The sequence below is a fragment of the Streptomyces sp. cf386 genome (assembly GCF_900103585.1).
In the GTDB taxonomy this organism is placed as follows: domain Bacteria; phylum Actinomycetota; class Actinomycetes; order Streptomycetales; family Streptomycetaceae; genus Streptomyces.
Map to the genome: position 1 here is coordinate 79347 of NZ_FNHV01000006.1, position 24903 is coordinate 104249.

Annotated in this window: 25 protein-coding genes; 11 read left to right on the forward strand and 14 right to left on the reverse strand. The window is 69.7% G+C overall.

The window, feature by feature from the left end; genetic code table 11:
- Nucleotides 1-103 precede the first annotated feature (103 nt).
- From BLU79_RS16655 to BLU79_RS16675, 5 genes are all read left to right on the forward strand, one after another.
- A complete protein-coding gene (locus BLU79_RS16655; RefSeq protein WP_093906566.1) occupies nt 104-1039 on the forward strand; it encodes a coiled-coil domain-containing protein in 936 nt (311 codons plus the stop codon).
- An 86-nt stretch (nt 1040-1125) separates the two neighbouring features.
- Nucleotides 1126-2097 (forward strand): ABC transporter ATP-binding protein, encoded by a 972-nt coding sequence (locus tag BLU79_RS16660; protein ID WP_177001044.1) that lies wholly within the window; start codon nt 1126-1128, stop codon nt 2095-2097.
- A gap of 2 nt (nt 2098-2099) precedes the next feature.
- Complete coding sequence (locus BLU79_RS16665; RefSeq protein ID WP_177001045.1) at nt 2100-2870, forward strand: ABC transporter permease; 771 nt, start codon at nt 2100-2102, stop codon at nt 2868-2870.
- 131 nt (nt 2871-3001) lie between these two features.
- Nucleotides 3002-4303 carry an ABC transporter ATP-binding protein gene (locus BLU79_RS16670; RefSeq protein WP_093906568.1) on the forward strand — a complete coding sequence of 434 codons (1302 nt, stop codon included), beginning with the start codon at nt 3002-3004 and terminating at the stop codon, nt 4301-4303.
- Nucleotides 4300-5172 carry an ABC transporter permease subunit gene (locus BLU79_RS16675; protein ID WP_093906569.1) on the forward strand — a complete coding sequence of 291 codons (873 nt, stop codon included), beginning with the start codon at nt 4300-4302 and terminating at the stop codon, nt 5170-5172. Before BLU79_RS16670 ends, BLU79_RS16675 begins: the two co-directional genes overlap by 4 nt.
- A gap of 16 nt (nt 5173-5188) precedes the next feature.
- On the opposite strand, the gene BLU79_RS16680 is transcribed toward BLU79_RS16675, so the two are convergent.
- The gene (locus tag BLU79_RS16680; RefSeq protein WP_093906570.1) at nt 5189-5530 is read right to left on the reverse strand and encodes an ATP/GTP-binding protein; all 342 of its coding nucleotides are present in this window, start codon (nt 5528-5530) and stop codon (nt 5189-5191) included.
- Between the two features lie 223 nt (nt 5531-5753).
- On the opposite strand from BLU79_RS16680, the gene BLU79_RS16685 reads away from it, so the two are divergent.
- Nucleotides 5754-6782 (forward strand): LLM class flavin-dependent oxidoreductase, encoded by a 1029-nt coding sequence (locus BLU79_RS16685; RefSeq protein WP_093906571.1) that lies wholly within the window; start codon nt 5754-5756, stop codon nt 6780-6782.
- 132 nt (nt 6783-6914) lie between these two features.
- On the opposite strand, the gene BLU79_RS16690 is transcribed toward BLU79_RS16685, so the two are convergent.
- Entirely contained in the window at nt 6915-7307 is a 393-nt protein-coding gene (locus BLU79_RS16690; protein WP_093906572.1) for an SCO5389 family protein, read from the reverse strand.
- A 265-nt stretch (nt 7308-7572) separates the two neighbouring features.
- Between BLU79_RS16690 and nucS the strand changes: the two genes are divergently transcribed.
- Nucleotides 7573-8244 carry an endonuclease NucS gene (nucS, locus tag BLU79_RS16695; protein ID WP_093906573.1) on the forward strand — a complete coding sequence of 224 codons (672 nt, stop codon included), beginning with the start codon at nt 7573-7575 and terminating at the stop codon, nt 8242-8244.
- 107 nt (nt 8245-8351) lie between these two features.
- Here the strand turns inward: nucS and BLU79_RS16700 are convergent, their stop codons facing one another.
- The 3 genes from BLU79_RS16700 to BLU79_RS16710 all read right to left on the reverse strand — a co-directional run bounded on the left by BLU79_RS16700 (nt 8352) and on the right by BLU79_RS16710 (nt 12586).
- Nucleotides 8352-10913: an ATP-binding protein gene (locus BLU79_RS16700; RefSeq protein ID WP_093906574.1), complete on the reverse strand. Its 2562-nt coding sequence runs from the start codon at nt 10911-10913 to the stop codon at nt 8352-8354.
- Between the two features lie 283 nt (nt 10914-11196).
- On the reverse strand, nt 11197-11520 hold the full coding sequence (locus BLU79_RS16705; protein WP_093906575.1) for an STAS domain-containing protein: 324 nt from the start codon (nt 11518-11520) through the stop codon (nt 11197-11199).
- 217 nt (nt 11521-11737) lie between these two features.
- Nucleotides 11738-12586 carry a 3-hydroxyacyl-CoA dehydrogenase family protein gene (locus BLU79_RS16710; RefSeq protein WP_093906576.1) on the reverse strand — a complete coding sequence of 283 codons (849 nt, stop codon included), beginning with the start codon at nt 12584-12586 and terminating at the stop codon, nt 11738-11740.
- Between the two features lie 309 nt (nt 12587-12895).
- On the opposite strand from BLU79_RS16710, the gene BLU79_RS16715 reads away from it, so the two are divergent.
- On the forward strand, nt 12896-13468 hold the full coding sequence (locus BLU79_RS16715; protein WP_093906577.1) for a cob(I)yrinic acid a,c-diamide adenosyltransferase: 573 nt from the start codon (nt 12896-12898) through the stop codon (nt 13466-13468).
- 12 nt (nt 13469-13480) lie between these two features.
- Here BLU79_RS16715 and BLU79_RS16720 read toward each other — a convergent pair whose 3' ends face one another.
- Nucleotides 13481-14077 (reverse strand): hypothetical protein, encoded by a 597-nt coding sequence (locus BLU79_RS16720; protein WP_093906578.1) that lies wholly within the window; start codon nt 14075-14077, stop codon nt 13481-13483.
- Nucleotides 14078-14228: 151 nt separating this feature from the next.
- Here BLU79_RS16720 and BLU79_RS16725 point away from each other — a divergent pair, with 151 nt between their 5' ends.
- The 3 genes from BLU79_RS16725 to BLU79_RS16735 all read left to right on the forward strand — a co-directional run bounded on the left by BLU79_RS16725 (nt 14229) and on the right by BLU79_RS16735 (nt 18007).
- Nucleotides 14229-15410 carry a sensor histidine kinase gene (locus BLU79_RS16725; RefSeq protein ID WP_256333348.1) on the forward strand — a complete coding sequence of 394 codons (1182 nt, stop codon included), beginning with the start codon at nt 14229-14231 and terminating at the stop codon, nt 15408-15410.
- The gene (locus BLU79_RS16730; protein WP_093906580.1) at nt 15407-16048 is read left to right on the forward strand and encodes a response regulator; all 642 of its coding nucleotides are present in this window, start codon (nt 15407-15409) and stop codon (nt 16046-16048) included. The genes BLU79_RS16725 and BLU79_RS16730 overlap by 4 nt, the downstream gene beginning before the upstream one ends.
- Nucleotides 16049-16183: 135 nt before the next feature.
- Nucleotides 16184-18007 (forward strand): glycoside hydrolase family 18 chitinase, encoded by a 1824-nt coding sequence (locus tag BLU79_RS16735; RefSeq protein ID WP_093906581.1) that lies wholly within the window; start codon nt 16184-16186, stop codon nt 18005-18007.
- Between the two features lie 12 nt (nt 18008-18019).
- Here BLU79_RS16735 and BLU79_RS16740 read toward each other — a convergent pair whose 3' ends face one another.
- From BLU79_RS16740 to atpE, 8 genes are all read right to left on the reverse strand, one after another.
- On the reverse strand, nt 18020-18466 hold the full coding sequence (locus BLU79_RS16740; protein WP_093906582.1) for a DUF2550 domain-containing protein: 447 nt from the start codon (nt 18464-18466) through the stop codon (nt 18020-18022).
- Nucleotides 18467-18629: 163 nt separating this feature from the next.
- Nucleotides 18630-19004 carry a F0F1 ATP synthase subunit epsilon gene (locus BLU79_RS16745; RefSeq protein WP_093906583.1) on the reverse strand — a complete coding sequence of 125 codons (375 nt, stop codon included), beginning with the start codon at nt 19002-19004 and terminating at the stop codon, nt 18630-18632.
- Between the two features lie 129 nt (nt 19005-19133).
- Entirely contained in the window at nt 19134-20570 is a 1437-nt protein-coding gene (atpD, locus tag BLU79_RS16750) for a F0F1 ATP synthase subunit beta (RefSeq protein ID WP_093906584.1), read from the reverse strand.
- Nucleotides 20570-21487, reverse strand: coding sequence for a F0F1 ATP synthase subunit gamma (locus BLU79_RS16755; RefSeq protein WP_093906585.1), 918 nt, complete (start codon nt 21485-21487; stop codon nt 20570-20572). The genes atpD and BLU79_RS16755 overlap by 1 nt, the downstream gene beginning before the upstream one ends.
- A gap of 21 nt (nt 21488-21508) precedes the next feature.
- Nucleotides 21509-23098 (reverse strand): F0F1 ATP synthase subunit alpha, encoded by a 1590-nt coding sequence (gene atpA, locus BLU79_RS16760; RefSeq protein WP_093906586.1) that lies wholly within the window; start codon nt 23096-23098, stop codon nt 21509-21511.
- Nucleotides 23099-23231: 133 nt separating this feature from the next.
- Nucleotides 23232-24047 carry a F0F1 ATP synthase subunit delta gene (locus BLU79_RS16765; protein ID WP_093906587.1) on the reverse strand — a complete coding sequence of 272 codons (816 nt, stop codon included), beginning with the start codon at nt 24045-24047 and terminating at the stop codon, nt 23232-23234.
- Nucleotides 24044-24592 (reverse strand): F0F1 ATP synthase subunit B, encoded by a 549-nt coding sequence (locus BLU79_RS16770; RefSeq protein ID WP_093906588.1) that lies wholly within the window; start codon nt 24590-24592, stop codon nt 24044-24046. Before BLU79_RS16770 ends, BLU79_RS16765 begins: the two co-directional genes overlap by 4 nt.
- Nucleotides 24593-24633: 41 nt before the next feature.
- Nucleotides 24634-24867, reverse strand: coding sequence for an ATP synthase F0 subunit C (gene atpE, locus BLU79_RS16775; protein ID WP_031485821.1), 234 nt, complete (start codon nt 24865-24867; stop codon nt 24634-24636).
- Between the last annotated feature and the right edge of the window lie 36 nt (nt 24868-24903).

The following is a 24903-nucleotide window of genomic DNA, read 5'->3' on the forward strand; positions in this document are numbered from 1 at the left end:
GGGTGTCATTCTCCAGATCAAACACGCATCCGCTCGATGACACACCGCTTCGGCCCCTAGGATTCCACCTATCACCTCACCGGTCTCATTCGACAGGAACCCCATGAGCGACACTTCCCCCTACGGCTTCGAGCTTGTGCGGCGTGGGTACGACCGCGCGCAGGTGGACGAACGCATCTCGAAGCTCGTCTCCGACCGCGACAGCGCTCTGGCCCGCATCACCGCTCTGGAAAAGCGCATCGAGGAGCTCCACCTCGAGACGCAGAACGCCCAGGCCCAGGTGACCGACGCCGAGCCGTCGTACGCCGGTCTCGGCGCGCGTGTCGAGAAGATCCTCCGCCTCGCCGAGGAAGAGGCCAAGGATCTGCGCGAGGAGGCCCGCCGCGCCGCCGAGCAGCACCGCGAGCTCGCCGAGTCGGCGGCTCAGCAGGTTCGCAACGACGCAGAATCGTTCGCTGCGGAGCGCAAGTCCAAGGCCGAGGACGAGGGCGTCCGGATCGTCGAGAAGGCCAAGAGCGACGCCTCCCAGCTGCGCGCCGAGGCGCAGAAGGACGCGCAGTCCAAGCGCGAGGAGGCCGACGCTCTCTTCGAGGAGACCCGCGCCAAGGCCGCGCAGGCCGCCGCCGACTTCGAGACGAACCTCGCCAAGCGCCGCGAGCAGTCCGAGCGCGACCTGGCGTCCCGTCAGGCCAAGGCCGAGAAGCGCCTCGCCGAGATCGAGCACCGGGCGGAGCAGCTGCGCCTGGAGGCCGAGAAGCTGCGCACCGACGCCGAGCGCCGTGCCCGCCAGACGGTGGAGACGGCTCAGCGCCAGGCCGAGGACATCGTGGCCGACGCCAACGCCAAGGCCGACCGCATCCGTTCGGAATCCGAGCGCGAGCTCGCGGCGCTCACCAACCGCCGCGACAGCATCAACGCCCAGCTGACGAACGTCCGCGAGATGCTGGCGACCCTCACGGGCGCCGCGGTGGCCGCCGCCGGCACCCCGGCCGAGGACGAGCCGATCTCCCGCGGTGTTCCCGCCCAGCAGACCCGGTAACGATCCGGCGCACGTCTGCTGAATTTTGGCAAAGCCCTCTGCCACTGGGGTGGCAGAGGGCTTTGTCCCGTTTTAGCGTGGGCGGCATGATCGAGCTAGAGGGGCTGACCAAGCGGTACGGCGAGAAGGTGGCGGTCAACAACCTGTCCTTCACCGTCAGACCGGGCATGGTCACGGGCTTCCTCGGCCCGAACGGCGCCGGGAAGTCCACGACGATGCGGATGATCCTCGGCCTCGACCACCCCACCGCCGGCGACGTCCGCATCGACGGCAGGCACTACGACCAGCTCACGGACCCGCTGACGTACATCGGCGCCCTGTTGGAGGCCAAGGCCTGGCACGGCGGGCGCAGCGCCTACAACCATCTGCTGTGCCTCGCCCAGAGCAACGGCATTCCGAAGCAGCGGGTGCGCGAGGTGCTGGAGACGGTGGGGCTCACGACGGTCGCGCGGAAGAAGACCAAGGGCTTCTCGATGGGCATGGGCCAGCGGCTCGGCATCGCGGGCGCGCTGCTCGGCGATCCCCGGATCCTGATGTTCGACGAGCCGGTCAACGGCCTCGACCCCGAGGGCATCCACTGGATCCGCAACCTGATGAAATCCCTTGCCACGCAGGGCCGTACGGTCTTCGTCTCCTCGCACCTGATGAGCGAGATGGCGCTGACCGCCGACCACCTGGTCGTCATCGGCCAGGGCCGGCTGCTCGCCGACACCACCATGGCCGACTTCATCGAGCGCAACTCCAAGTCGTACGTCCGGATCCGTACCCCGCAGCGGGAGCGGCTGCTCGACGTGCTGCACACGGCCGGGATCACCGCCGTGGAGACGGGCAACGGCACGCTCGAAGTGGACGGGGGCAAGTCGGAGCAGATCGGGGAGCTGGCCGCGCGGCACGGGGTCGTGCTGCATGAGCTGAGCCCGCAACAGGCCTCGCTGGAGGAGGCGTTCATGCAGCTGACCGCGGAGTCGGTGGAGTACCACGCGCACGCCGAGGCACGGTCGCCCGCGCAGCCGCCCCCCGAGCAGCGGCCGTGGGGCGAAGGCTGGAGGAGGAGCTGAACATGGCAGCCACCCAGGTCATCCGCTCCGAGTGGACCAAGATCCGGTCCGTTGCCTCCACCGTGTGGACGCTCTCGCTCGCCGTGGTGATCACCATCGCCCTCGGCATGCTGATCGCCGCCCTGTCGAAGAGCGAGTTCGACAACATGAGCCGGCGCGACCAGCTGTCCTTCGACCCGACCTTCATCAGCTTCGCCGGGATGAGCCTCGGTCAGCTCGCGATGATCGTGTTCGGGGTGCTCGTCGTGTCGAACGAGTACAGCACCGGCATGATCCGCAGCTCGCTGGCCGCCGTGCCGCGCCGCGGCACCTTCCTGTTCAGCAAGATCGCGGTGGCCACCGGCCTCTGTCTCGTCGTGGGCCTGGTCACGAGCTTCGTCGCGTTCTTCCTCGGGCAGGCGATGCTCGGCGAGCACCGGGCGGAGATCGGCGACCCGGGCGTGCTGCGCGCGGTGATCGGCGGCGGGCTCTACATGACCCTGATCGCGATGTTCTCGATGGGCGTCGCCGCGATGCTGCGCTCGCCGATGCTGTCGCTGGGCATCCTGATGCCGTTCTTCTTCCTGGTCTCCAACATCCTCGGCAATGTCTCGGCCACCGAGAAGATCGGCCGGTATCTGCCGGACCAGGCCGGCAGCCGGATCATGCAGGTGGTCACCCCGATCGACGACGACAAGCCGTACGGCCCCTGGGGCGGGCTCGGGATCATGGTGCTGTGGGTGATCGCGGCGATCGTGGGCGGGTACGTGACGATCAAGAAGCGGGACGCGTAGCGGACGTCTCGGGTGCCGTTGGTGGAAGGTTTTACTAGCTCTTGAGTGGAACCGTCAGCGCCTCGGTATCCTCCTAACCCTTACGGGGGGCGTGTGCCCCGCTGTCCTGAACCTTTCGATGGGTGCGGAGCATGATCGAGGCAGTCGGCCTGACCAAGCGTTATGGCGACAAGACCGCTGTGTACAACTTGTCCTTCCAGGTGCGGCCCGGTGCCGTCACCGGCTTCCTGGGTCCCAACGGCTCGGGCAAGTCGACGACGATGCGGATGATCCTCGGTCTGGACAACCCGACCGCGGGCCATGTCACCATCGGCGGCTACCCCTATCGCAAGCTGCCCAACGCCCCCCGCCAGGTCGGCGCCCTGCTGGACGCCAAGGCCGTGCACGGCGGCCGGGCCGCCCGCAACCACCTGCTGTCCCTCGCCCAGCTGTCCGGTATCCCGGCCCGCCGCGTGGACGAGGTGCTGGGCGTGGTCGGCCTCCAGGACGTGGCCAGGAGACGCTCCAAGGGCTTCTCGCTGGGCATGGGCCAGCGGCTCGGCATCGCCGCCGCGCTGCTCGGCGACCCTCAGGTGCTGCTGTTCGACGAGCCGGTCAACGGACTCGACCCCGAGGGCATCCTCTGGGTGCGCAACCTGATGAAGTCGCTGGCCGCCGAGGGCCGTACCGTCTTCGTCTCCTCGCACCTCATGAGCGAGATGGCGCTGACCGCCGACCACCTGATCGTCATCGGCCGCGGGCAGCTGCTCGCCGACATGAGCGTCAAGGACTTCATCGCGGCGAACTCCGCCGGCTTCGCCCGGGTCCGCACCCCCGACACCGAGCCGCAGCTGCGCGAGAAGCTGGCCGGCGCGCTCACCGAGGCGGGCGGCCATGTGCTGCCCGAGCAGGACGGCGCGCTGCGGGTGACCGGGCTGCCGCTCCCCCGCATCAGCGACATCGCGCACGACACCGACGTACGACTGTGGGAGCTGTCGCCGCACCAGGCCTCGCTGGAGGAGGCGTACATGCGGATGACGCAGGGCGCGGTCGACTACCGCTCGACGGTCGACCAGAAGGAGGGGCTCCAGCAGCCGCTCCCGCCGGGCATGCAGCCGCAGATGCCGGTCCCCGGCCAGGGCCAGCCCGGCTGGTACGCCCCGCCGCCGCCCCAGCAGGGCGGGCAGCCGTTCGCCCCGCCGCAGGGCGCGCCGGGCCAGGCGCCCGCGGGTCCCTACGGCGCGCCCGACGCGGGCACGGTCAACCCTTACGCCCAGCAGGCGCCCCAGACGCCGCCCAGCCAGGCTCCGGGACAGCCCGCCGTGCCGCAGGCCGCCGCCGCGCCCGCACCGCAGCAGGCGCCCGCACAGCCGCCCGCGTCCGCCCCCGAGCCGGCCGCCGCCCCCTCCGCCTCCGCCCCTGCCGCCCCGACCCAGCCCAAGGACGCCCGATGAGCACGCCCCAGCCCCCGATGCCGCAGACCGCCGCACCGAACTGGCAGGCGGCGCCCGGCTCGTCATACCCCACCTACACCTCGCCGATCCCGGTCGTGCGCACGAACCTCGGGCACGCGCTCTCCTCCGAGTGGACGAAGATCCGGTCGGTGCGCTCCACGATGTGGACGCTCGGCGTGTTCGTGCTGCTCGTCGTCGGCATCGGTCTCGGGGCCGCCGCGCTGGTCGCCGCCAACTCCGACGAAGCCAGCCTGGGCCGCGAGAACCCGCTGGCGTTCGGCTCCTTCGGGCTGCTGCTCGGCACCATGTGCATCATCACGCTGGGCGTGCTGACCACGGCCTCGGAGTACGGCACCGGCATGATCCGCACCACGATGACCGCTTGCCCGACCCGCGGCCGGGTGCTGACGGCGAAGGCGATCGTGTTCTTCGCGGTCGCGTTCGTGGTGACGCTGTCGTCGGCCGTCCTGGTCGCCCTCGCGGACGTGGCCATGCTGGAGGGCGCGCGGGAACCGTCCGGTCAGGAGTGGCTGAAGGGCACGGTCGGCATCTCGCTCTTCATCGCGCTGCTCGGCCTGCTCTCGCTCGTCGTCGGCTCGATCATCCGGCACTCGGCGGGCGCGATCACCATCATGATCGGCGTCGTGCTGGCCCCGCTGGTCATCGCGATGTTCATGTTCTCGGAGTCGCTGCAGGACCTCCAGCAGGCGCTGATCGAGTACTCGATCCCGAACCAGCTCAGCGTCTTCTACTCCCAGTCCCTCAGCGAGTCCGGCCCGTCCGGCTGGGACCCGCTGTGGATCATGCTCGGCGTGACGGCCGCCGCGTTCGCCGGCGCCTACGCGCTGCTGGAGAAGCGGGACGTCTGAGTCCGCGGGAAACGGCTCAGAACTTCGGCGCGTTACGGGACCGCTGCACCCGAGAGGTGCGGCGGTCCTTCGCGTTCCAGCACGCCTTGTGCCAGTGGCGGCGGTCGTCGACGCCCCCGTGGTCCGGCCAGGCGACGACGTGCGGAACGCCGTCCGGGATCATCTGGTCGCAGCCCGGGCAGCGGTACGACTTGCCCTGCGCGCTCGCGCCCGCCACATGCCGCACGTTCCAGTCCTCGCCCTGCCAGCTCTCCGTGGACTGCCAGCCGCCATAACGGCCGGACCGGTCGTCCTCGGCACTGTATGCGGACGAGGCACCGCCCTGGGGGCCATTCGGTCGGTTGCGACGCGGGGACACGGAACACCTCTCGGGGCTATACAGGATGCACGGGTTATGTCCAGCCTACGCGGCACGGACAGGGGTAGCCGTACGGCACCAACCCCCACAAGTCCCTCACTTCGGCGATCCGTTCTCCCGACAATCCGCAAATCTCTTCGCCAAGCCGTGTCCTCGGCACGTGTCAGACGGTTATGCCGGGTGGGGGAGCTCCGCGTCGGAGCCAAGGAAGCAGGAAAAAGCAATGCGCGTAGGAAGTTTCGTGTTGGCTGCCCGGTTCCCGGGGCAGGGCGACGGGGAGGCGCTGCACCGCGCGGTCCGTTCCGCCGAGGTCGCCGAGGAAGCGGGACTCGACTCGGTCTGGCTGGCCGAGCACCACTTCGTGCCGTACGGCACCTGTCCGTCCGCGATCACCCTGGCCGCGTTACTGCTCGGCCGCACCCGGCGGCTGCGGGTCGGCACGGCCGTCAGCGTGCTGCCCACCGCCCATCCGGTGGCCGTCGGCGAACAGGCCGCGCTGCTGCACATCACCTCCGGCGGGCGGTTCTCGCTGGGCGTGGGCCGCGGCGGCCCGTGGGTCGATCTGGAGGTGTTCGGCCAGGGCCTCAAGGCGTACGAGGAGGGGTTCCCGGAATCACTCGATCTGCTGCTGCGCTGGCTGCGCGAACCCTCGGTCGCGGCCGCCGGCGAGCGGTTCGGCTTCCGCGAAGTCCCCGTCGTACCCAGGCCGTCGGAGTGCCTCACGGACGCCGAGGGGCCCGAGGTCGTCGTGGCCTGCACGTCGCCGCAGAGCGTGCGTCTCGCGGCCGAGCGCGGGCTGCCGATGCTGCTCGGGATGCATGTGGGCGACGAGGAGAAGGCCGAGATGGTCGCCCTGTGGCGGGACCTGGCCCGCGCGGCCGGTCGGCCGGCGGACGAGATCCACGGCGCCGCCCATGTGTCGGCCGGCGTCTGCCAGATCGCGGACCGCCGCACGGACGCCGTCGAGAGCCTCACGAAGGCGATGCCGGGCTGGCTCCGGCAGGGCCTGGAGGCCCATGTGACCGTGGACGGCCGCCACCGCGCGATGCGCGACCCGCTGGCCTACACCGAACTGCTCTGCGGGCTGCACCCGGTGGGCACCCCGCGGCTGTGCGCCGACCGTCTGGCGGCGACCAGCGAACGGACCGGCATCTCCCGCTTCGCCCTGCTCGTCGAGGGCTCGGGCGACCTGGCGGCCACCGAGGAGAACGTACGACGGCTGGGCACCGAAGTACTGCCGCACCTCGGCTGAGAGGCTGTGAACCGCCCCGCCGAGGACTCACGGCCCCGTCACGCCCGAACGCCCGGTCCGCCAGGAGGGCTTGCCGCCCCAGTACTCAATGCACCTCCCGCGTAAGGAGCGGCAAGCAAGCGGGTCACTGCGTCAGCAGTCCCTGAATTCCGGGGACTGGTTCAGCACCTGACTGCGGACCGAGGTGAAGCGGGCATGCGTCTCGTCGACCGAGACGTCAAGCGGGAACACCGCCACCCGGTGGCAGTTCTGGAAGGCCAGTCGCACCCCGAAGTGCCGCTGCAGCGCGCCGCGTATCGCGTCACTCGCAAGCGCACGCAGCAGCTGGCCACGTGCCTGCTCGTCCGGCGGGGGCGTCTGGTTGTCGGCGAACGAGCCGCCGTCGACCTTCAGCTGGGCCACCAGGGAGCTGATCATCTCCCATGCATAGGGCAGGGAGGTCCGGACGCAGTCGACGAAGGCGGCTTCGTCGACCTCGCCTCGCTCGGCCTGTTCGAGTAGGGCCGGTGAGACGTCGAGCGACATGGGTTCTCCTCTCGCACCCCCGCAGCAGCAGGGGTTGCCGGACAGATAAGGGAGTCCGCGACACCGGACACTCTGTGTACACGCCTCGCGACCTCCCGTTTAATACGGTAGGCAACAGACGGTGACGGCACCAGGAGAATGCGTACATGGGCGGTCCTCGTTAGGCACACAATCGGCCAGAAATGAACAGGGGCAGTCCGGGGTCATACGGACTCTCGCAGGGCGAATCGCGTCCACCGGGACCCGTCGAGTAGCGTTGCCGACCATGCGTCTCGTCATTGCCCGATGCTCCGTCGACTACGCGGGCCGGCTCACCGCCCATCTGCCCACGGCGCCCCGTCTGATCCTGGTCAAGGCGGACGGCAGCGTCTCGATCCACGCGGACGACCGGGCCTACAAACCCCTGAACTGGATGTCGCCGCCCTGCACGCTGAAGGAGGGGGACGGCGAGCAGCAGGACGTCTGGACGGTCACCAACAAAGCGGGCGAGAAGCTGATCATCACGATGGAGGAGATCCTCCATGACTCCTCGCACGAACTGGGCGTGGATCCTGGCCTGATCAAGGACGGCGTGGAAGCGCACCTCCAGGAGCTCCTCGCCGACCGCATCGAGACGCTGGGCGAGGGCTACACGCTCATCCGCCGCGAGTACATGACGGCCATCGGGCCGGTCGACATCCTGTGCCGGGACGCCGAGGGCCAGACGGTCGCGGTCGAGATCAAGCGCCGGGGCGAGATCGACGGCGTGGAGCAACTCACGCGCTACCTGGACCTGTTGAACCGCGATCCCCATCTCGCGCCGGTGCGCGGCATCTTCGCGGCCCAGGAGATCAAGCCGCAGGCCCGGGTCCTGGCGACGGACCGGGGGATCGGGTGCCAGGTGCTGGACTACGACGCGATGCGGGGGATCGAGGACGACAAGTTGCGGTTGTTCTGACCGACGGTTCTTGGCCTTTCTCAGCTTTTCTTGGCCGTTCTCGACTTTTACGACAGTGAGGGCCGGGTCCGTTGGACGGACCCGGCCCTCTTGTCTTGATCAGGGCGTCAGATTACGGAGTCGGAGCTGTCGCTCGCTGAAGCTGCCTCGCTCGTCTCCGGTGCACTTGCCGAGGCGCTCGCGGGGGCACTGGAGGCCGGGCCGCTGGCCGAGTCCGAGGTGGACGGTGTGGTCGACGGCTCAGGCGACTCGGACGTGGTCGGGGTCGGCGTCGGAGTGGGGGACGTGGGCGTCGGCGTCGGGGACCCAGGCGTCGTCGGAGTCGTCGGCGGCTTCGACGTCGAGGACGGCGGTTTCGTCGGCGACGACGGCGGCTTCGTCGGCGAGTTCGAAGAACCGCCGCCCGAACCCTGCGTACCGCTCGGGTCGTCCGAGGGATCCGTAGAACCATCCGTCGGCGTCGGGTCGTCCGACGTCCCGTACGTGCCGTCAGGGCCCGGATCCGTCGGCCGGCTGGTCGCCGTTCCGGTATCGCCGTTCTTGTCGTCGTCGCCCTCCGCCTTGTCAGCACCCAGGCTGTCGTCGCCGAGGCCCTGGCTGGCGGACGGGTTGACGCCGACCTGGTCGGCCGGGAGGCCCGGGTCGTTGTCGGAGGTCGCGCCGAGCGTCACCACCGTGCCGAGGACGGCCACGAGGAGCGCGCCCGCGCCGGCTGCGACGAGGTTGCGCCGCGCGAAGTTCCGTACGCCGCCGCGGCCCTTGTGCGCGGCCGACGGGGACGACGGCGCGGACGCCTGATGGGTGACCAGCACCGTGGTGTCCCCGCCCGACGGGAACGCGGCCGGCACGCCTCCCGGCGGCGACTGCGACTCCTCGTACCGGGCGTCCGGCACCTCCTCCCCCGCGGTCGCGCCGAACGCGGCCACGCCCACCCCCGGCGTCGTGCCGGAGCGGTCCGAGACCAGCGCCAGGGCCCGACGGCCCGCGACCGTGCCGCGCTTGTCGGCGAGGGCGCCGCGCAGCCCGATGGAGGTCTCCAGCTCGGCGCGGGCCCGGTCCAGCCGGCCGGCGCAGAGCGCGTGGATGCCCAGTTCGTGGTGGAAGTACGCCTGCTCGGAGACGTCACCGGCCAGGCGGGCGGCCTCGGCGCCGGCCCGCAGCGCCCGCTCCCAGGCGCTCCAGTGCAGCCCCGCGGCGAAGGCGGGCGCGGCCGTGCGGGCCAGCTGCACGGTCGGGCTCTCCTCGCCCTCGGCGGGCGGCGTCGTCGTCGGCACCAGCACGCCCAGCGCGGCGAGCACGGCATCCGCCTCGGCGCACACGCGCTCCGGCGTGACCGACGGGTGCCCGGCCCACCAGGCGTAGTGCCGGGCGGCGGTGAGGGCGCCGCCCTGGACGTCCTCGGAGTATCCGGCGGCCTCCAGTTGAGACTGGACGCCCGCGGCGAGGCGGTAGCGGGAGCCGACGGGCGAGACCAGCCCGCAGTCGGCCAGCTCGCCCAGTGCGGCGTCCGCGTGGGTGTCACCGACGAGGGCGGGCAGGTGAGCCTGGTGCGGCACCTCGCCGCCGAGCGCGACGGCGAACTTCAGGGTGGCGCGGGCCGAGGCGCTGAGCCGTGAGGCGAGCAGCGGGGCCGGTCCGGCCGCCTCGCCGAGCGACGGCAGCGGCACCTCCTCGCCGGTCTCGCCGGCGAAGGGGGCGTCGAAGGGCGCGTCGACCGGCGGCGTGTCCTCGAAGACCCCGAACTCGTCGACGACCTCCGCGCCGGCCCGCAGCCGGTCCCGCTGCCGCAGCAGCGCCCCGGCCTGGACGAACCTGAGCGGCAGGCCTTCCGACTCGAACCACAGGTCGCCCGCCCAGTTCAGCTCGTCCTCGGTGAGGACCCGGCCGACCCCGCGCTCCAGGAGGTCCACGCTCTCGGCACGGTCGAGCCCGCCGAGGACGACGTCCTCGATGCCGGACTCGACGGACGGTGCGGGGACATCGGGCGTGGCACCGATCAGGAAGGCGCACTCGGGGGTCGCGTCCAGCAGCTCGTCGAGCGCGGCGCCGCCGAACTCGATGTCGTCCAGGACGACGACGGCGCCGACCTCACGGACGAAGGTGAGCAGTTCATCCCGGTCCGGGCGGTGCAGGGGCGCGCTGTAGACGGCGTGGAAGAGGTCGTACAGCAGGTCGGCGGGTGCGCGATGGAAGCCGGTGAGGCGGACCACGCCGTCGGGGGCGAGGTCCGCGCAGTCCTCGGCGACGAGGTCGAGGAGGCTGGTGCGGCCGGCGCCCGGGGAGCCGACGAGACGTACGGAGCGGCCACGGGCGAGCATCCGTACCAGTTGCTCGCGTTCGTCCTGGCGGGACAGCAGCGGCTGTTCCGGACGGGTCGGGCCGGGCGGGACGGGCGGTCTGGCGGCACGGTCGGCCTCGGCGCGTTCGGCCGGGCTCAGCTTCCCGGGGCGCGCGGGGCGCTCCGCCGGCGGGCAGGCCTCGATCTCGCTGCCGTCGACGGGGTTGACGGTGAGCAGGAAGTCGCCCGAGACCAGTTGCACGGTGCGGGCGAGTGCGGGCGAGTGCTGGCCGAAGTCGGGTGTGAGGGGATCCCTGGGCGGGCGCTGGCGCGACGACTGGCCGTCAGCGTCATGGCCGTACTCCTCGGGTCCCCGGTTGTTCGGGTCCATAGGTTTCAAGCCCCCCAAAAGCGTCGTGTGCTGTGGCTTCCTGTCGTCGGCGACAGGATCCGGGCCCCTCCCGGCCTTTGCACACCGCGCTGTCGCTTCTGGTCCGGGCCCGCTCGAAGGGGTTTGTCTAGTCGGCGGGCAGCCGAACCCTAAACCTTCGCACAGTATCTACGACAGATCGGGGTACCGCGCCGTCCGAGACGTCACAGTCTCGTGAGGATTGTGCGCGACGTGCGCTTCGCAGCCGGAACGCCCGGCGGTCCCGTCCCACCCGTGCCGCGTGTCACACCCGGGGCAGTGACTCCACCCCGATGCCGCCCTCGATCGCCAGGATCCGGTGCAGCCGGGTGGCCACCAGCAGGCGCTGCATCTGCGGCGGTACGCCGCGCAGCACCAGGCGCCGGCCGCAGCGGCCGGCCCGCCGGTGGGCCCCCATGATCACCCCGAGTCCGGTGGCGTCCCAGAACTCCAGCTCGGACAGATCCAGCACCAGATCGCCGACTCCGTCGTCGACGGCCGAGTGCAGGACCGTACGGGCGTCCGCCGCGCTGCGGACGTCGAGGCGGCCCCCGACGACCAGCTCGGCGTGGTCGCCCCTGATGTACATATGCGCTCCCCAAGCGTGCGTTCGTACTCCGTGATGCGTTGTCTGTGTCTGTGCCCGTGGTTGCTTGTGGCTGTGTTTGCTATGAGTCTTCGCTGTGGCAGGTGATGCAACCTCTGACTGCGTTGAGCGCCCGGAGGTTGCCGTCTGTAAGCGAACCGATACCGAATTCACCCCATCGCGTGATGCGCTGAGGGGATGAGCGGTGCTTTACGAATGCTCAGTAGCTGTAAAAGCCTTGCCCGCTCTTGCGGCCGATGTCACCCGCGTCCACCATCCGGCGCATCAGCTCCGGCGGGGCGAACTTCTCGTCCTGGGACTCGGTGTAGATGTTGCCGGTGGCGTGCAGCAGGATGTCGACGCCGGTGAGGTCCGCCGTGGCGAGGGGGCCCATGGCGTGACCGAAGCCCAGCTTGCAGGCGAGGTCGATGTCCTCGGCGGTGGCGACGCCCGACTCGTAGAGCTTGGTGGCCTCGACGACCAGCGCCGAGATGAGGCGGGTGGTGACGAAGCCGGCGACGTCCCGGTTGACGACGATGCAGGTCTTGCCGACGGACTCGGCGAACTCCCGCGCGGTGGCGAGGGTTTCGTCGCTCGTCTTGTAGCCGCGGACCAGCTCGACGAGCTGCATCATCGGCACCGGCGAGAAGAAGTGCACACCGACGACCCGCTCCGGGCGCTCGGTGGCCGCCGCGATCTTGGTGATCGGGATGGCGGAGGTGTTGGAGGCGAGCACGGCGTCCTCGCGCACGATCTTGTCGAGCGTGCGGAAGATCTCGTGCTTGACCTCCAGCTTCTCGAAGACGGCCTCGACGACGATGTCCGCGTCGGCGGCGGCGTCCAGGTCGGTGGTCGCGGTGATGCGGGCGAGCGCGGCGTCGGCGTCGTGCGCCTCCAGCTTGCCCTTGCTGACGAACTTGTCGTACGAGGCCTTGATGCCGTCCGTGCCACGCTTCAGCGCCTCATCGGTGACGTCGCGCAGGACTACCTCCCAGCCCGCCTGAGCGGAGACCTGGGCGATGCCGGAACCCATGAGTCCGGCCCCGATTACGGCGAGCTTCCGTGCCACTGACGACTCCCCTTTGAATCACGGCAGCATGACTGCGCGTGCGCTTACACGCTGTTTACGATTGCCTCTTCGGCGGACCTTAGCGCCAGTGAGGCACTGTGTGACCGGTTAGTAACGCGAGTCACGGTCTCACGGCGTGAGACGCCGGTCACGACTCACCGTCCGACGGCCAAGGCCTTGCGCGTCCACGCCGATTGACGCCTCTTCCCGTCAACGAGGCCCGGTCGTTCAGGACACGGGTGCGACATAAGAATGAACGTACGAATGGGAGGCCTCGGCGGTCCGGGAGGCAGCGTCTAGATTGGCCGTATGGTCAATCTGACGCGCATCTACACCAGGACCGGCGACAAGGGCTCCACCGCCCTCGGCGACATGAGCCGGGTCGCCAAGACCGATCTGCGGATCTCCGCGTACGCGGACGCCAACGAGGCGAACGCGGTGCTCGGGACGGCGATCGCGCTGGGGAACCTGGGCGAGGAGATCGTCAAGGTGCTCACCCGGGTGCAGAACGACCTGTTCGACGTGGGCGCGGACCTGTCGACGCCGGTGGTGGAGAACCCGGAGTTCCCGCCGCTCAGGGTCGAGCAGTTCTACATCGACCGGCTGGAAGCGGACTGCGACCACTTCAACGAGCAGTTGGAGAAGCTGCGCTCCTTCATCCTGCCGGGCGGCACCCAGGGCGCCGCCCTCCTCCACCAGGCCTGCACCGTCGTCCGGCGGGCCGAGCGCTCCACATGGGCCGCGCTGGAGGTCCACGGCGAGACCATGAACCCCCTCACCGCGACCTACCTCAACCGACTGTCCGACCTGCTGTTCATCCTGGCCCGGACCGCCAACAAGGACGTGGGTGACGTGCTGTGGGTGCCGGGCGGGGAGCGCTAGGCGCTCCGCGGCTCACGACCGGACGCGCTCCTTCCCCGTCGTGAGCCGGGGCTCCTCCTCCGCGTCCTCCGCACCGGCGGGCGCCTTCTTCGGCCAGATCCAGTACCCGAGGGCGATCAGGCCGTAGATGCCGACCGTGCGCAGCGCCACCCACTGGAAGGTGCGCAGGGAGCCGACGTCGCCGGAGTCCCCGACGTACCAGACCGCGGCTTGGAGCAGAGCCAGGGCCACCGCGGCGCCGTACACCGCCCGCAGCCACAGCCTGGCCTCGTGCCGGGCGCGGGCGCGGCCGTAGCGCGGGGGCTTGCGCGGGGGTGGTCCGCCGCCCAGGCGATGTGCCGCGTGGCCGTCGAGCCAGCGGATCGTGTAGTGGCCGAAGGCCACCGTGTACCCGATGTAGAGCGCCGCCAGGCCGTGTTTCCAGCTCGGTTCGGCGCCGTTCTTCAGGTCGATCGCGGTCACGATGAACAGGACCAGCTCCAGCACCGGCTCGCACAGCAGCAGCACCACGCTCGTCCGGCGCCACTTCAGCAGGTAACGGACGGCCAGGCCCAGCGCCAGCAGCACCCAGAAGCCCACCTCGCAGGCGATGATGAGGGCGACGATCACAACTTGCTCCCTTCGGTCATCTCCAAGGCTCCCGTCGGGACCGGCCCCTTTCGTCGTCGGCGGTGACGAACCCGCCGTACATCGAAAGATGCAGTCCAGGACCCTTCCCCGGAATCAGGCGCCGGCCGTGGACACCGTGTTGGATGGAGCCATGGCCCTCCCCCGCCCCCACCGCTTCGATGTGTACATCGCCGTCGGCGGGCTGCTCGGCGGCCTGCTGCTGGTGGGCATCGGCCTGGCCACGCGGACCGCCAAGGACCCGATCACGCTCTTCGACGGCCCCTGGCCGATCCTGGTACCGCTCACCGTGATGGCCGGCTGCGAGCTGCTGCGCCGGACGGCGCCCCGCGCGGCCCTGCTGATCGGCACTCCCGCGATCTGTGCGGACGTCATGACCCAGGGCAGCCTGGCCACTGTCCTGATGTTCACCGACATCGTCTACGCGGCCGTGCTGTACGGCCCGCTGGCCGCGGCCCGCCGCACCCAGTGGATCACCGGTCTGCTCACGGTGGCCGCGACGCTGGTGCCCTACGCGTTGTGGCGCGTCCCGGAGGCGCTGCTGATCGGCGTGGCCGTCGGCATCGTGGCGTACGCACCCGCCGCCACCGGCTGGATCGTGCGCAACCACCGTGACGCCGCCGAAGCCGCGCGCCTGCGCGCCGAACAGACCGCCCTGCTCGCCGAGATGGACCGCAGCCAGGCCGTCACCGCCGAACGGGCCCGCATGGCACGGGAGCTGCACGACATGGTCGCCAACCATCTCTCGGCAATCGCCATCCACTCCACGGCCGCGCTCTCGATCGACAAGCCGGCGACCTCCCGCGAGGCCCTCTCCGTCATCCGGGAGAACAGCGTCGAGGGACTCGCCGAGATGCGCCGGCTGATCGGCATCCTGCGCGACGGCGGCGGCGACCGCGAACCCTCCGCCGTCCCCACCCTCGACGGCCTCACCGCCCTCGTCGAGGGCGCCCGCGCCAACGGACTCGATGTCAGCCTGGACACCGGGGACGAGGGTGACGCCCCCGCCCCGGTCGAGCTCGCCGCCTACCGGATCGTGCAGGAGTCGCTGACCAACGCCCTCAAGCACGCCTGCCCCGGTCGCGTCACGGTGCGGCTGGCCCGGCGGGACGGCTCGCTGACCGTCGCGGTGAGCAGTCCGTACGGCGACCGGGACGGCCCCCGCGCTCCCGGCTCGGGCTCCGGGCTGGCCGGGATGCGGGAGCGGGCGGCGCTGCTGGGCGGCACGTTCGAGGCGGGGCCGGACGGGAATCACTGGACCGTACGCGCGTCCCTGCCGCTCGCCGAGCCCCAGGAAGAAGGAGCGACCGCATGATCCGCGTCCTCGTCGCCGAGGACCAGTCCGCCGTTCGCGCCGGGCTCGTCCTCATCCTGCGCAGCGCGCCCGACATCGAGGTGGTGGGCGAGGCGGCGGACGGCGAGCAGGCCGTGGCGCTGGCCCGCGAACTGCGGCCCGACCTGGTGCTGATGGACGTCCAGATGCCGCGGCTCGACGGGGTGTCCGCGACCCGGCAGGTGGTCGCCGAGCGGCTGGCCGACGTCCTCGTGCTCACCACCTTCGACCTCGACGAGTATGTGTTCGGGGCGCTGCGGGCCGGGGCCGCGGGGTTTCTGCTGAAGAACACGGAGGCGAAGGACCTGATCGAGGCGGTGCGGACGGTGGCGCGCGGCGAGGGTCTGATCGCCCCGGCCGTCACCCGGCGTCTGATCGCCGAGTTCGGCGCGAAGCCCGCCCGGCAGTCGACGGCCGATCCGTCCGTCCTGGACTCCCTCACGCGTCGCGAACGTGAGGTGCTGGCCTGTCTGGGGAAGGGCCTGTCCAACGCCGACATCGCGACCCGGCTCGATATGGCCGAAGCGACGGTGAAGACGCACGTCAGCCGGTTGCTGGGGAAGCTGGAGCTGCGGAGCCGGGTCCAAGCGGCCGTGCTGGCACAGGAGTTGGGGATCTAGCAGAACGGATCGGGGAGTAAAGGGCAAGTGGTCCAGACCTATTGACCCGTGGTCCAGACCTTTCTATTCTCACCGCACCATGAGTGGGCGTGAGGCTCAGTCGCGCCCCCTGACTCCCCACCAAGGAGGCGCAGCATGCGCTTCAGACACAGAGCCGCGGCAGGGTTCGCGACCCTGTTGCTCCCGCTGGCCGGCCTCGTCGGCCTCGCGAGCCCCGCCGAGGCCGCGACGTCCGCCACCGCCACCTACGCCAAGACCCAGGACTGGGGCTCCGGCTTCGAGGGCAAGTGGACGGTGAAGAACACCGGCACCACGGCCCTCAGCTCCTGGACCGTCGAGTGGGACTTCCCCTCCGGCACCTCCGTCACCTCCTCCTGGGACGCCGACGTCACCTCCTCCGGCAGCCACTGGACCGCCAAGAACAAGTCCTGGAACGGCTCCCTCGCCCCCGGCGCCTCCGTCACCTTCGGCTTCAACGGCACGGGCACCGGCTCCCCCGCCAACTGCAAGCTGAACGGCGGCAGTTGCGACGGCGGCAGCGTCCCCGGCGACAACCCGCCGTCCGCCCCCGGCACCCCCACCGCCTCCGACATCACCAACACCTCGGCGAAGCTGAGCTGGACGGCCGCCACCGACGACAACGGCGTCAAGAACTACGACGTCCTGCGCGACGGCACCAAGGTCGCGACGGTGACGACCACCTCGTACACCGACTCCGGCCTGACCGCGGGCACCGACTACTCCTACACCGTCCAGGCCCGCGACACCGCCGACCAGACCGGCCCGGTCAGCGGATCCCGCGCGGTGCGCACCACCGGCGGCACCACGGAACCGCCCCCGACCGGCGACAAGGTCAAGCTCGGCTACTTCACCGAGTGGGGCGTCTACGGCCGCAACTACCACGTGAAGAACCTGGTGACCTCCGGCTCCGCGTCGAAGATCACCCACATCAACTACGCGTTCGGCAACGTCAAGAACGGTCAGTGCACCGTCGACGACACCTACGCCGCCTACGACAAGGCCTACACCGCCGACCAGTCCGTCAGCGGCGCCGCCGACACCTGGGACCAGCCGCTGCGCGGCAACTTCAACCAGCTGCGTCAGCTGAAGGCCAAGTACCCGCACATCAAGGTGCTGTACTCCTTCGGCGGCTGGACCTACTCCGGCGGCTTCGGCCAGGCCGCGGCCAACGCTGCGGCGTTCGCCAAGTCCTGCAAGGCCGTCGTGGAGGACCCGCGCTGGGCGGATGTCTTCGACGGCATCGACATCGACTGGGAGTACCCCAACGCCTGCGGCCTGACCTGCGACACCTCCGGCCCCGCGGCCTTCAAGAACCTGATGTCCGCGCTGCGCACGGAATTCGGCTCGAACTACCTGGTCACCGCGGCCATCACCGCCGACGGCTCCTCCGGCGGCAAGATCGACGCGGCCGACTACGGCGGCGCCGCACAGTACCTCGACTGGTACAACGTGATGACGTACGACTACTTCGGCGCCTTCGACGCGGACGGCCCGACCGCTCCGCACTCGCCGCTCACCTCGTACGCCGGCATCCCGCAGGCCGGCTTCAACTCCGCGGACGCCATCGCCAAGCTCAAGTCCAAGGGCGTACCGTCCGCCAAGCTGCTGCTCGGCATCGGCTTCTACGGCCGCGGCTGGACCGGCGTCACCCAGTCCGCCCCCGGCGGCTCGGCGACCGGCGCGGCTCCCGGCACCTATGAGGCGGGCATCGAGGACTACAAGGTCCTGAAGAACTCCTGCCCGGCCAACGGCACCATCGCCGGCACGGCGTACGCGCACTGCGGCAGCAACTGGTGGTCCTACGACACCCCGTCGACCATCGCCGGGAAGATGACCTGGGCCAAGAACCAGGGCCTGGGCGGCGCGTTCTTCTGGGAGTTCAGCGGCGACACCACGGGCGGTGAGCTGGTGACCGCCATCAACAACGGGCTCAACTGACAAACAGGCGAACTAAGCGACATTGACGCGCTGACCGGGCGGGGCTGCCTCAAGCCACGCGAGAAATCCGGTCAGCGCGTCTTCGCTCATGGCGAGTTCCAGGCGCGTGCCCCGGTGCAGACAGGCGAGGATCACCGCGTCGGACAGGAGCGCCAGCTCCTCCTCGCCCTCGGGGACGCGACGGCCGGCGACCTCGATCGCGGAGCGCTCCAGGATGCGGCGCGGGCGATAGGCGTAGGAGAAGACGCGGTACCACTCGATGCGGTCGCCGTTGTAGCGGGCGACGCCGTAGCTCCAGCCCTTGCCGCTGGTGTCGGGTTTCTCGGGTACGTCCCAGCGCAGGGAACAGTCGAAGGTGCCGCCGGAGCGCTGGATGAGCCTGCGGCGCAGGCCGAATACGAACAGCCCCAGCACCACCAGGGCGACAACGATTCCGCACACAGTCAGAGCGAGGACCATCGACACCGACCTCCTCGTCTCCTAGGTAACGGAACGGAAAAAACTTCCATATCTGCCTCAGCCGCGACCGGCACCGGATTGCTCCGGTCCCAGCCGCGGCTGAGTGACGTCATCGCGTGCGCTCCCCCCAGAGCCTAAAGGCCCCGGGCGGTACCCCCAGGGGTCAGCGCGCCGTCGCCGCCTGCAGACGGACCTCCGCGCGGCGGCTTGCGGACGCGTCGTCGTCCGACTTCGCGCGCTCCAGTGCCCGCTCCGCGCGCTGGACATCGATCTCGTCCGACAGCTCGGCGATCTCGGCCAGCAGCGACAGCTTGTTGTCCGCGAACGAGATGAAACCGCCGTGCACCGCGGCGACGACCGTTCCACCTTCACTCGTACGGATGGTCACCGGGCCCGACTCCAGCACACCGAGCAGCGGCTGGTGACCGGGCATGACGCCGATGTCGCCGGACGTGGTGCGCGCGACGACCAGTGTGGCCTGGCCCGACCAGACCTCACGGTCGGCGGCGACCATCGCGACGTGCAGCTCAGCAGCCAAGGTGGCTCCTCGGGTCACCACCCGGCGGGTTCTGCCGGGTGTTGGTTACAAGTCTAGTAGGCGTGGAAGAGGGGGCGGGACGTGCCCCGCCCCCTCACCAAGAGCACAAGGCTCACGAGCACCGGTGCGTCAGGAGACGCCCAGCTCCTTCGCGTTCTTCTTCAGGTCCTCGATACCACCGCACAGGAAGAAGGCCTGCTCCGGGAAGTGGTCGAACTCGCCGTCGATGATCGCGTTGAACGCGGTGATCGACTCGTCCAGCGGCACGTCCGAGCCGTCCACGCCGGTGAACTGCTTGGCGACGTGGGTGTTCTGGGACAGGAAGCGCTCGACACGGCGGGCACGCTGGACGACCAGCTTGTCCTCCTCGCCGAGCTCGTCGATGCCGAGGATGGCGATGATGTCCTGGAGGTCCTTGTACTTCTGCAGGATCCCCTTGACGCGCATGGCGGTGTTGTAGTGGTCCGCCGCGATGTAGCGCGGGTCCAGGATGCGGGACGTGGAGTCCAGCGGGTCCACGGCCGGGTAGATGCCCTTCTCGGAGATCGGACGGGACAGAACCGTCGTCGCGTCGAGGTGGGCGAAGGTGGTGGCCGGGGCCGGGTCGGTCAGGTCGTCCGCGGGGACGTAGATCGCCTGCATCGAGGTGATCGAGTGACCACGGGTCGAGGTGATGCGCTCCTGGAGGAGACCCATCTCGTCGGCCAGGTTCGGCTGGTAGCCCACCGCGGAGGGCATACGGCCGAGCAGGGTCGAGACCTCGGAACCGGCCTGCGTGAAGCGGAAGATGTTGTCGATGAAGAACAGCACGTCCTGCTTCTGCACATCGCGGAAGTACTCCGCCATGGTCAGACCGGCAAGGGCCACGCGCAGACGGGTGCCCGGGGGCTCGTCCATCTGACCGAAGACCAGGGCGGTCTTGTCGATGACGCCCGACTCGGCCATCTCCTCGATGAGGTCGTTGCCCTCACGGGTGCGCTCACCGACACCGGCGAACACGGAGACACCGTCGTGGTTGTTGGCGACGCGGTAGATCATCTCCTGGATGAGCACCGTCTTGCCGACGCCGGCACCGCCGAACAGACCGATCTTTCCACCCTTGACGTACGGGGTGAGAAGGTCGATGACCTTGACGCCGGTCTCGAACATCTCGGTCTTCGACTCGAGCTCGTCGAAGTTCGGGGCCTTGCGGTGGATGCCCCAGCGCTCGCCCTCGTAGGTCTCATCGACGTTCAGCACCTCACCGAGGGTGTTGAACACCTTGCCCTTGGTGAAGTCGCCGACGGGCACCGTGATGGAGGCACCGGTGTCGGTGACCGGGGCCTGGCGGACCAGACCGTCGGTGGGCTGCATCGAGATCGTGCGGACCAGGCCGTCACCCAGGTGCTGGGCGACCTCCAGGGTCAGCGTCTTCTTCTCGCCGTCCTTGGCCGGGTCGGCCACCTCGACGTGAAGGGCGTTGTAGATCTCCGGCATGGCGTCGACGGGGAATTCCACGTCGACGACCGGGCCGATGACCCGGGCGACGCGGCCCGTGGCAACGGCCGTCTCAACTGTCGTCGTCATTACCTGTCACTCCCCGCGGTCGCGTCGGCCAGGGCTGCGGAGCCACCGACGATCTCGCTGATTTCCTGGGTGATTTCGGCCTGGCGGGCCGCGTTGGCAAGCCGCGAGAGCGTCTCGATGAGCTCTCCCGCGTTGTCGGTTGCCGACTTCATCGCCCGCCGCGTGGCGGCGTGCTTGGAGGCGGCCGACTGGAGCAGCGCGTTGTAGATACGGCTCTCCACGTAGCGCGGCAGCAGGGCGTCGAGGACGTCCTCCGCCGAGGGCTCGAAGTCGAACAGCGGAAGGATCTCGCCCTTGGGGGCAGCCTCCTTCGCGACCTCTTCGAGGCTGAGCGGCAGCAGACGGTCGTCGAGAGCCGTCTGCGTCATCATCGAGACGAACTCGGTGAAGACGATGTGGAGTTCGTCCACGCCACCCTCGGCCGTGTCCTTCTCGATCGCCTCGATCAGCGGAGCCGCGACCTTCTTGGCGTCCGCGTACGACGGCTCGTCGGTGAAGCCGCTCCACGACTCCGCGATCTTGCGCTCACGGAAGTTGTAGTGGGCGACACCACGGCGGCCGACGATGTAGATCTCGACCTCCTTGCCCTCGCCCTCCAGACGCGCGGTCAGCTGCTCCGCGATCTTGATGGCGTTCGAGTTGAAGGCGCCGGCGAGACCGCGGTCGCTCGTCAGGAGCAGCACCGCGGACCGCGTGACCGTCTCGGCCTGCGTGGTCAGCGGGTGCTTGGTGTTCGAGCCGGTACCGACCGCCGTGACCGCGCGGGTGAGCTCGGTCGCGTACGGCGTGGAGGCCGCCACCTTGCGCTGCGCCTTGACGACACGCGAGGCGGCGATCATCTCCATCGCCTTCGTGATCTTCTTGGTCGCGGTGACGGATCGGATGCGACGCTTGTAGACCCGGAGCTGGGCTCCCATGAGTCAGGTCCCTTCCTTACGTCACTTGGCGGCGGCCGGGGCGTCCTCGCCGAGAAGCTTGCCGTCCGAGGTCTCGAACTGCTTCTTGAATTCGGCGATCGCGTCGGCAACAGCGGTGAGGGTGTCGTCCGACATCTTGCCGCCCTCCTTGATGGAGGTCATGAGGCCCTGCTCCTTGCGGTGCAGGTACTCCAGGAGCTCCGTCTCGAAGCGGCGGATGTCGGTGACCGGAACGTCGTCCATCTTGCCGGTGGTGGCACCCCAGACCGAGACGACCTGGTCCTCGGTGGCCATCGGCTGGTACTGAGCCTGCTTGAGCAGCTCGACCAGACGCGAACCACGCTCCAGCTGCGCCTTCGACGCGGCGTCCAGGTCGGAACCGAAGGCGGCGAACGCCTCCAGCTCGCGGTACTGGGCCAGGTCCAGACGCAGACGGCCGGAGACCTGCTTCATCGCCTTGTGCTGCGCGGAGCCACCGACTCGGGAGACGGAGATACCGACGTTCAGCGCGGGGCGCTGACCGGCGTTGAACAGGTCCGACTCCAGGAAGCACTGGCCGTCGGTGATGGAGATGACGTTGGTCGGGATGAACGCCGAGACGTCGTTGGCCTTGGTCTCGACGATCGGCAGACCCGTCATCGAACCGGCGCCCATGTCGTCGGAGAGCTTCGCGCAGCGCTCCAGCAGACGGGAGTGCAGGTAGAAGACGTCACCCGGGTAGGCCTCACGGCCCGGCGGGCGGCGCAGCAGCAGGGACACGGCGCGGTAGGCGTCGGCCTGCTTCGAGAGGTCGTCGAAGATGATGAGGACGTGCTTGCCCTCGTACATCCACTGCTGGCCGATGGCCGAACCGGTGTACGGCGCCAGGTACTTGAAGCCGGCCGGGTCGGACGCCGGGGCGGCGACGATGGTCGTGTACTCCAGCGCGCCGTTCTCCTCCAGCGCGCGGCGGACCGACGCGATCGTCGAGCCCTTCTGACCGATGGCGACGTAGATGCAGCGGACCTGCTTGTTCGGGTCGCCGGTGCGCCAGTTGTCGCGCTGGTTGATGATCGTGTCGACGGCCAGGGCGGTCTTGCCGGTCTGGCGGTCACCGATGACCAGCTGACGCTGGCCACGGCCGATCGGGGTCATCGCGTCGACGGCCTTGTAGCCGGTCTCCATCGGCTCGTGCACCGACTTACGGGCCATGACGCCCGGAGCCTGAAGCTCGAGGGCGCGGCGGCCGGACGTCTCGATCTCGCCGAGGCCGTCGATCGGGTTGCCGAGCGGGTCGACGACGCGGCCGAGGTAGCCCTCGCCGACGGCCACGGAGAGGACCTCACCGGTACGGGAGACCGGCTGACCCTCCTCGATGCCGCTGAACTCACCGAGGATGACGGCGCCGATCTCGCGCTCTTCCAGGTTGAGCGCGAGGCCGAGGGTGCCGTCCTCGAACTTCAGCAGTTCGTTGGCCATGGCCGAGGGAAGACCCTCGACCTTCGCGATGCCGTCGCCGGCAAGGGTGACCGTACCGACCTCCTCGCGCGAGGCCGCGTCCGGCTTGTACGACTGGACGAAGGTCTCCAGTGCGTCCCGGATCTCCTCCGGCCGGATCGTGAGCTCCGCCATCTGGGTTCCCTGCTCTCCTTGTTGGGCCCGAAGTTTCACTTTGGGGGGATGGGGACTCCCCCCTGAAAGAGGTGAATCCTCTGCACGGCCCAACATGGGCCGTCGTGAGTACGTCTTGCTATTAAGTTTGCGGCTAGCTCGCCAGGCGGCGGCCGGCATCCTCGATGCGGTCCGCGAGGGAGCCGTTGATGACCTCGTCGCCGACCTGCACCCGGATTCCGCCGACGACCTCGGGGTCCACGTCGAGGTTGAGGTGCATCTGGCGGCCGTAGAGCTTCGCCAGGGCGGCGCCCAGGCGCTGCTTCTGTCCGTCGCTCAGCGGTACCGCCGAGGTGACGACGGCGACCAGGCGCTCCCGGCGCTCGGCGGCGAGCTTGGACAGGGACTCCAGTCCCGACTCCAGGCTACGTCCACGCGGCGCGGTCACCAGGCGCGTCACCAGACGCTCGGTGGTCGCCTTGGCCCGGCCGCCGAGCAGGCTGCGCAGCAGCTCGCCCTTGGCCGAGGTGGCGGCGGCGCGGTCGGTCAGCGCGGCGCGCAGCTCGGTGCTGGAGGAGACGATCCGGCCGAACCGGAACAGCTCGTCCTCGACGTCGTCGAGCGTGCCCGCCTTCTGCGCGGCGGTGAGGTCGGCGGTGTTCGCCAGCTCCTCCAGCGCGTCCACCAGGTCGCGGGACTGCGACCAGCGGGAGCGCACCATGCCGGCCACCAGGTCGATGGCCTCGCCGCCGACCTGGCCGCCGAGCAGGCGCTGGGCCAGCTCGGCCTTGGCCTCTCCGGCCTGCGCCGGGTCGGTCAGGACCCGACGCAGCGACACCTCGCGGTCGAGCAGCGCGGTGACGGCGGCCAGCTCGTCGGCGAGCTTGGCCGCGTCGACGGACGTCGAGTCCGTCAGCGCGTCGAGACGCTCACGTGCGGCTGCCAGGGCCTCGCGGCTCGCTCCGTTCATCGGCCGGCCTCGGCCTTCTCCTCGAGGTCGTCGAGGAAGCGGTCGATCACGCGGCTCTGCCGGGCGTGGTCCTCGAGGGACTCACCGACCAGCTTGCCGGCCAGGTCCGTGGCGAGCTTGCCGACGTCCTGACGCAGCGCGGAAGAGGCGGCCTTGCGGTCGGCCTCGATCTGCGCGTGACCGGCGGCGACGATCTCCTCGCGCTGCCGCTGGCCTTCCGCACGCATCTCGGCGATGAGCGCGGCGCCCTGCTCCTGCGCTTCCTGGCGCAGACGCGCGGCCTCGTGCCGGGCCTCGGCCAGCTGCGCCCGGTACTGCTCCAGGACGCTCTGAGCCTCGGTCTGCGCCGCCTCGGCCTTCTCAATACCGCCTTCGATCGCGTCGCGGCGCTCTTCCAGAACCTTGTTGATGTTCGGGAGCAGCTTCTTCCAGAAGAAGAAGAACACGATGGCGAAGGCGATGGTGCCGACGAGCAGCTCGGGGCCCGGCGGGACAAGCGGGTTCTGCTTCTCCTCGGCCGCCAGCTGTACCAGGTTGGCGATCACATCAGTGCCTTTCGTCGAAAGGTTGGCTCGTCAGGGCTCGATCATCCGTAGACGAACGGCATGACGATGCCGATGAGGGCGAGCGCCTCACAGAAGGCGAAGCCGAGGATCTGGTTGGCACGGATCAGGCCGGCGGCCTCGGGCTGGCGGGCGAGGGCCTGGGTGCCGTTACCGAAGATGATGCCGACGCCGACGCCGGGGCCGATGGCGGCCAGGCCGTAGCCGATGGAACCGATGTTGCCTTCGACGGCGGCGAGGGTCTCAAGGGCAGCCATGCTGATTCTTCCTTCTCTTTCATGGACCGGCGGGGG

What these genes read in the sequence shown, in the direction of transcription:
- BLU79_RS16655 (WP_093906566.1), top strand. Translation starts at nt 104, where the DNA reads ATGAGCGACACTTCCCCCTACGGCTTCGAGCTTGTGCGGCGTGGGTAC.
- BLU79_RS16660 (WP_177001044.1), top strand. Translation starts at nt 1,126, where the DNA reads ATGATCGAGCTAGAGGGGCTGACCAAGCGGTACGGCGAGAAGGTGGCG.
- BLU79_RS16665 (WP_177001045.1), top strand. Translation starts at nt 2,100, where the DNA reads ATGGCAGCCACCCAGGTCATCCGCTCCGAGTGGACCAAGATCCGGTCC.
- BLU79_RS16670 (WP_093906568.1), top strand. Translation starts at nt 3,002, where the DNA reads ATGATCGAGGCAGTCGGCCTGACCAAGCGTTATGGCGACAAGACCGCT.
- BLU79_RS16675 (WP_093906569.1), top strand. Translation starts at nt 4,300, where the DNA reads ATGAGCACGCCCCAGCCCCCGATGCCGCAGACCGCCGCACCGAACTGG.
- BLU79_RS16685 (WP_093906571.1), top strand. Translation starts at nt 5,754, where the DNA reads ATGCGCGTAGGAAGTTTCGTGTTGGCTGCCCGGTTCCCGGGGCAGGGC.
- BLU79_RS16690 (WP_093906572.1), bottom strand. Translation starts at nt 7,307, where the DNA reads ATGTCGCTCGACGTCTCACCGGCCCTACTCGAACAGGCCGAGCGAGGC.
- nucS (WP_093906573.1), top strand. Translation starts at nt 7,573, where the DNA reads ATGCGTCTCGTCATTGCCCGATGCTCCGTCGACTACGCGGGCCGGCTC.
- BLU79_RS16700 (WP_093906574.1), bottom strand. Translation starts at nt 10,913, where the DNA reads ATGGACCCGAACAACCGGGGACCCGAGGAGTACGGCCATGACGCTGAC.
- BLU79_RS16705 (WP_093906575.1), bottom strand. Translation starts at nt 11,520, where the DNA reads ATGTACATCAGGGGCGACCACGCCGAGCTGGTCGTCGGGGGCCGCCTC.
- BLU79_RS16715 (WP_093906577.1), top strand. Translation starts at nt 12,896, where the DNA reads ATGGTCAATCTGACGCGCATCTACACCAGGACCGGCGACAAGGGCTCC.
- BLU79_RS16725 (WP_256333348.1), top strand. Translation starts at nt 14,229, where the DNA reads ATGGCCCTCCCCCGCCCCCACCGCTTCGATGTGTACATCGCCGTCGGC.
- BLU79_RS16730 (WP_093906580.1), top strand. Translation starts at nt 15,407, where the DNA reads ATGATCCGCGTCCTCGTCGCCGAGGACCAGTCCGCCGTTCGCGCCGGG.
- BLU79_RS16735 (WP_093906581.1), top strand. Translation starts at nt 16,184, where the DNA reads ATGCGCTTCAGACACAGAGCCGCGGCAGGGTTCGCGACCCTGTTGCTC.
- BLU79_RS16740 (WP_093906582.1), bottom strand. Translation starts at nt 18,466, where the DNA reads ATGGTCCTCGCTCTGACTGTGTGCGGAATCGTTGTCGCCCTGGTGGTG.
- atpD (WP_093906584.1), bottom strand. Translation starts at nt 20,570, where the DNA reads ATGACGACGACAGTTGAGACGGCCGTTGCCACGGGCCGCGTCGCCCGG.
- BLU79_RS16755 (WP_093906585.1), bottom strand. Translation starts at nt 21,487, where the DNA reads ATGGGAGCCCAGCTCCGGGTCTACAAGCGTCGCATCCGATCCGTCACC.
- atpA (WP_093906586.1), bottom strand. Translation starts at nt 23,098, where the DNA reads ATGGCGGAGCTCACGATCCGGCCGGAGGAGATCCGGGACGCACTGGAG.
- BLU79_RS16765 (WP_093906587.1), bottom strand. Translation starts at nt 24,047, where the DNA reads ATGAACGGAGCGAGCCGCGAGGCCCTGGCAGCCGCACGTGAGCGTCTC.
- atpE (WP_031485821.1), bottom strand. Translation starts at nt 24,867, where the DNA reads ATGGCTGCCCTTGAGACCCTCGCCGCCGTCGAAGGCAACATCGGTTCC.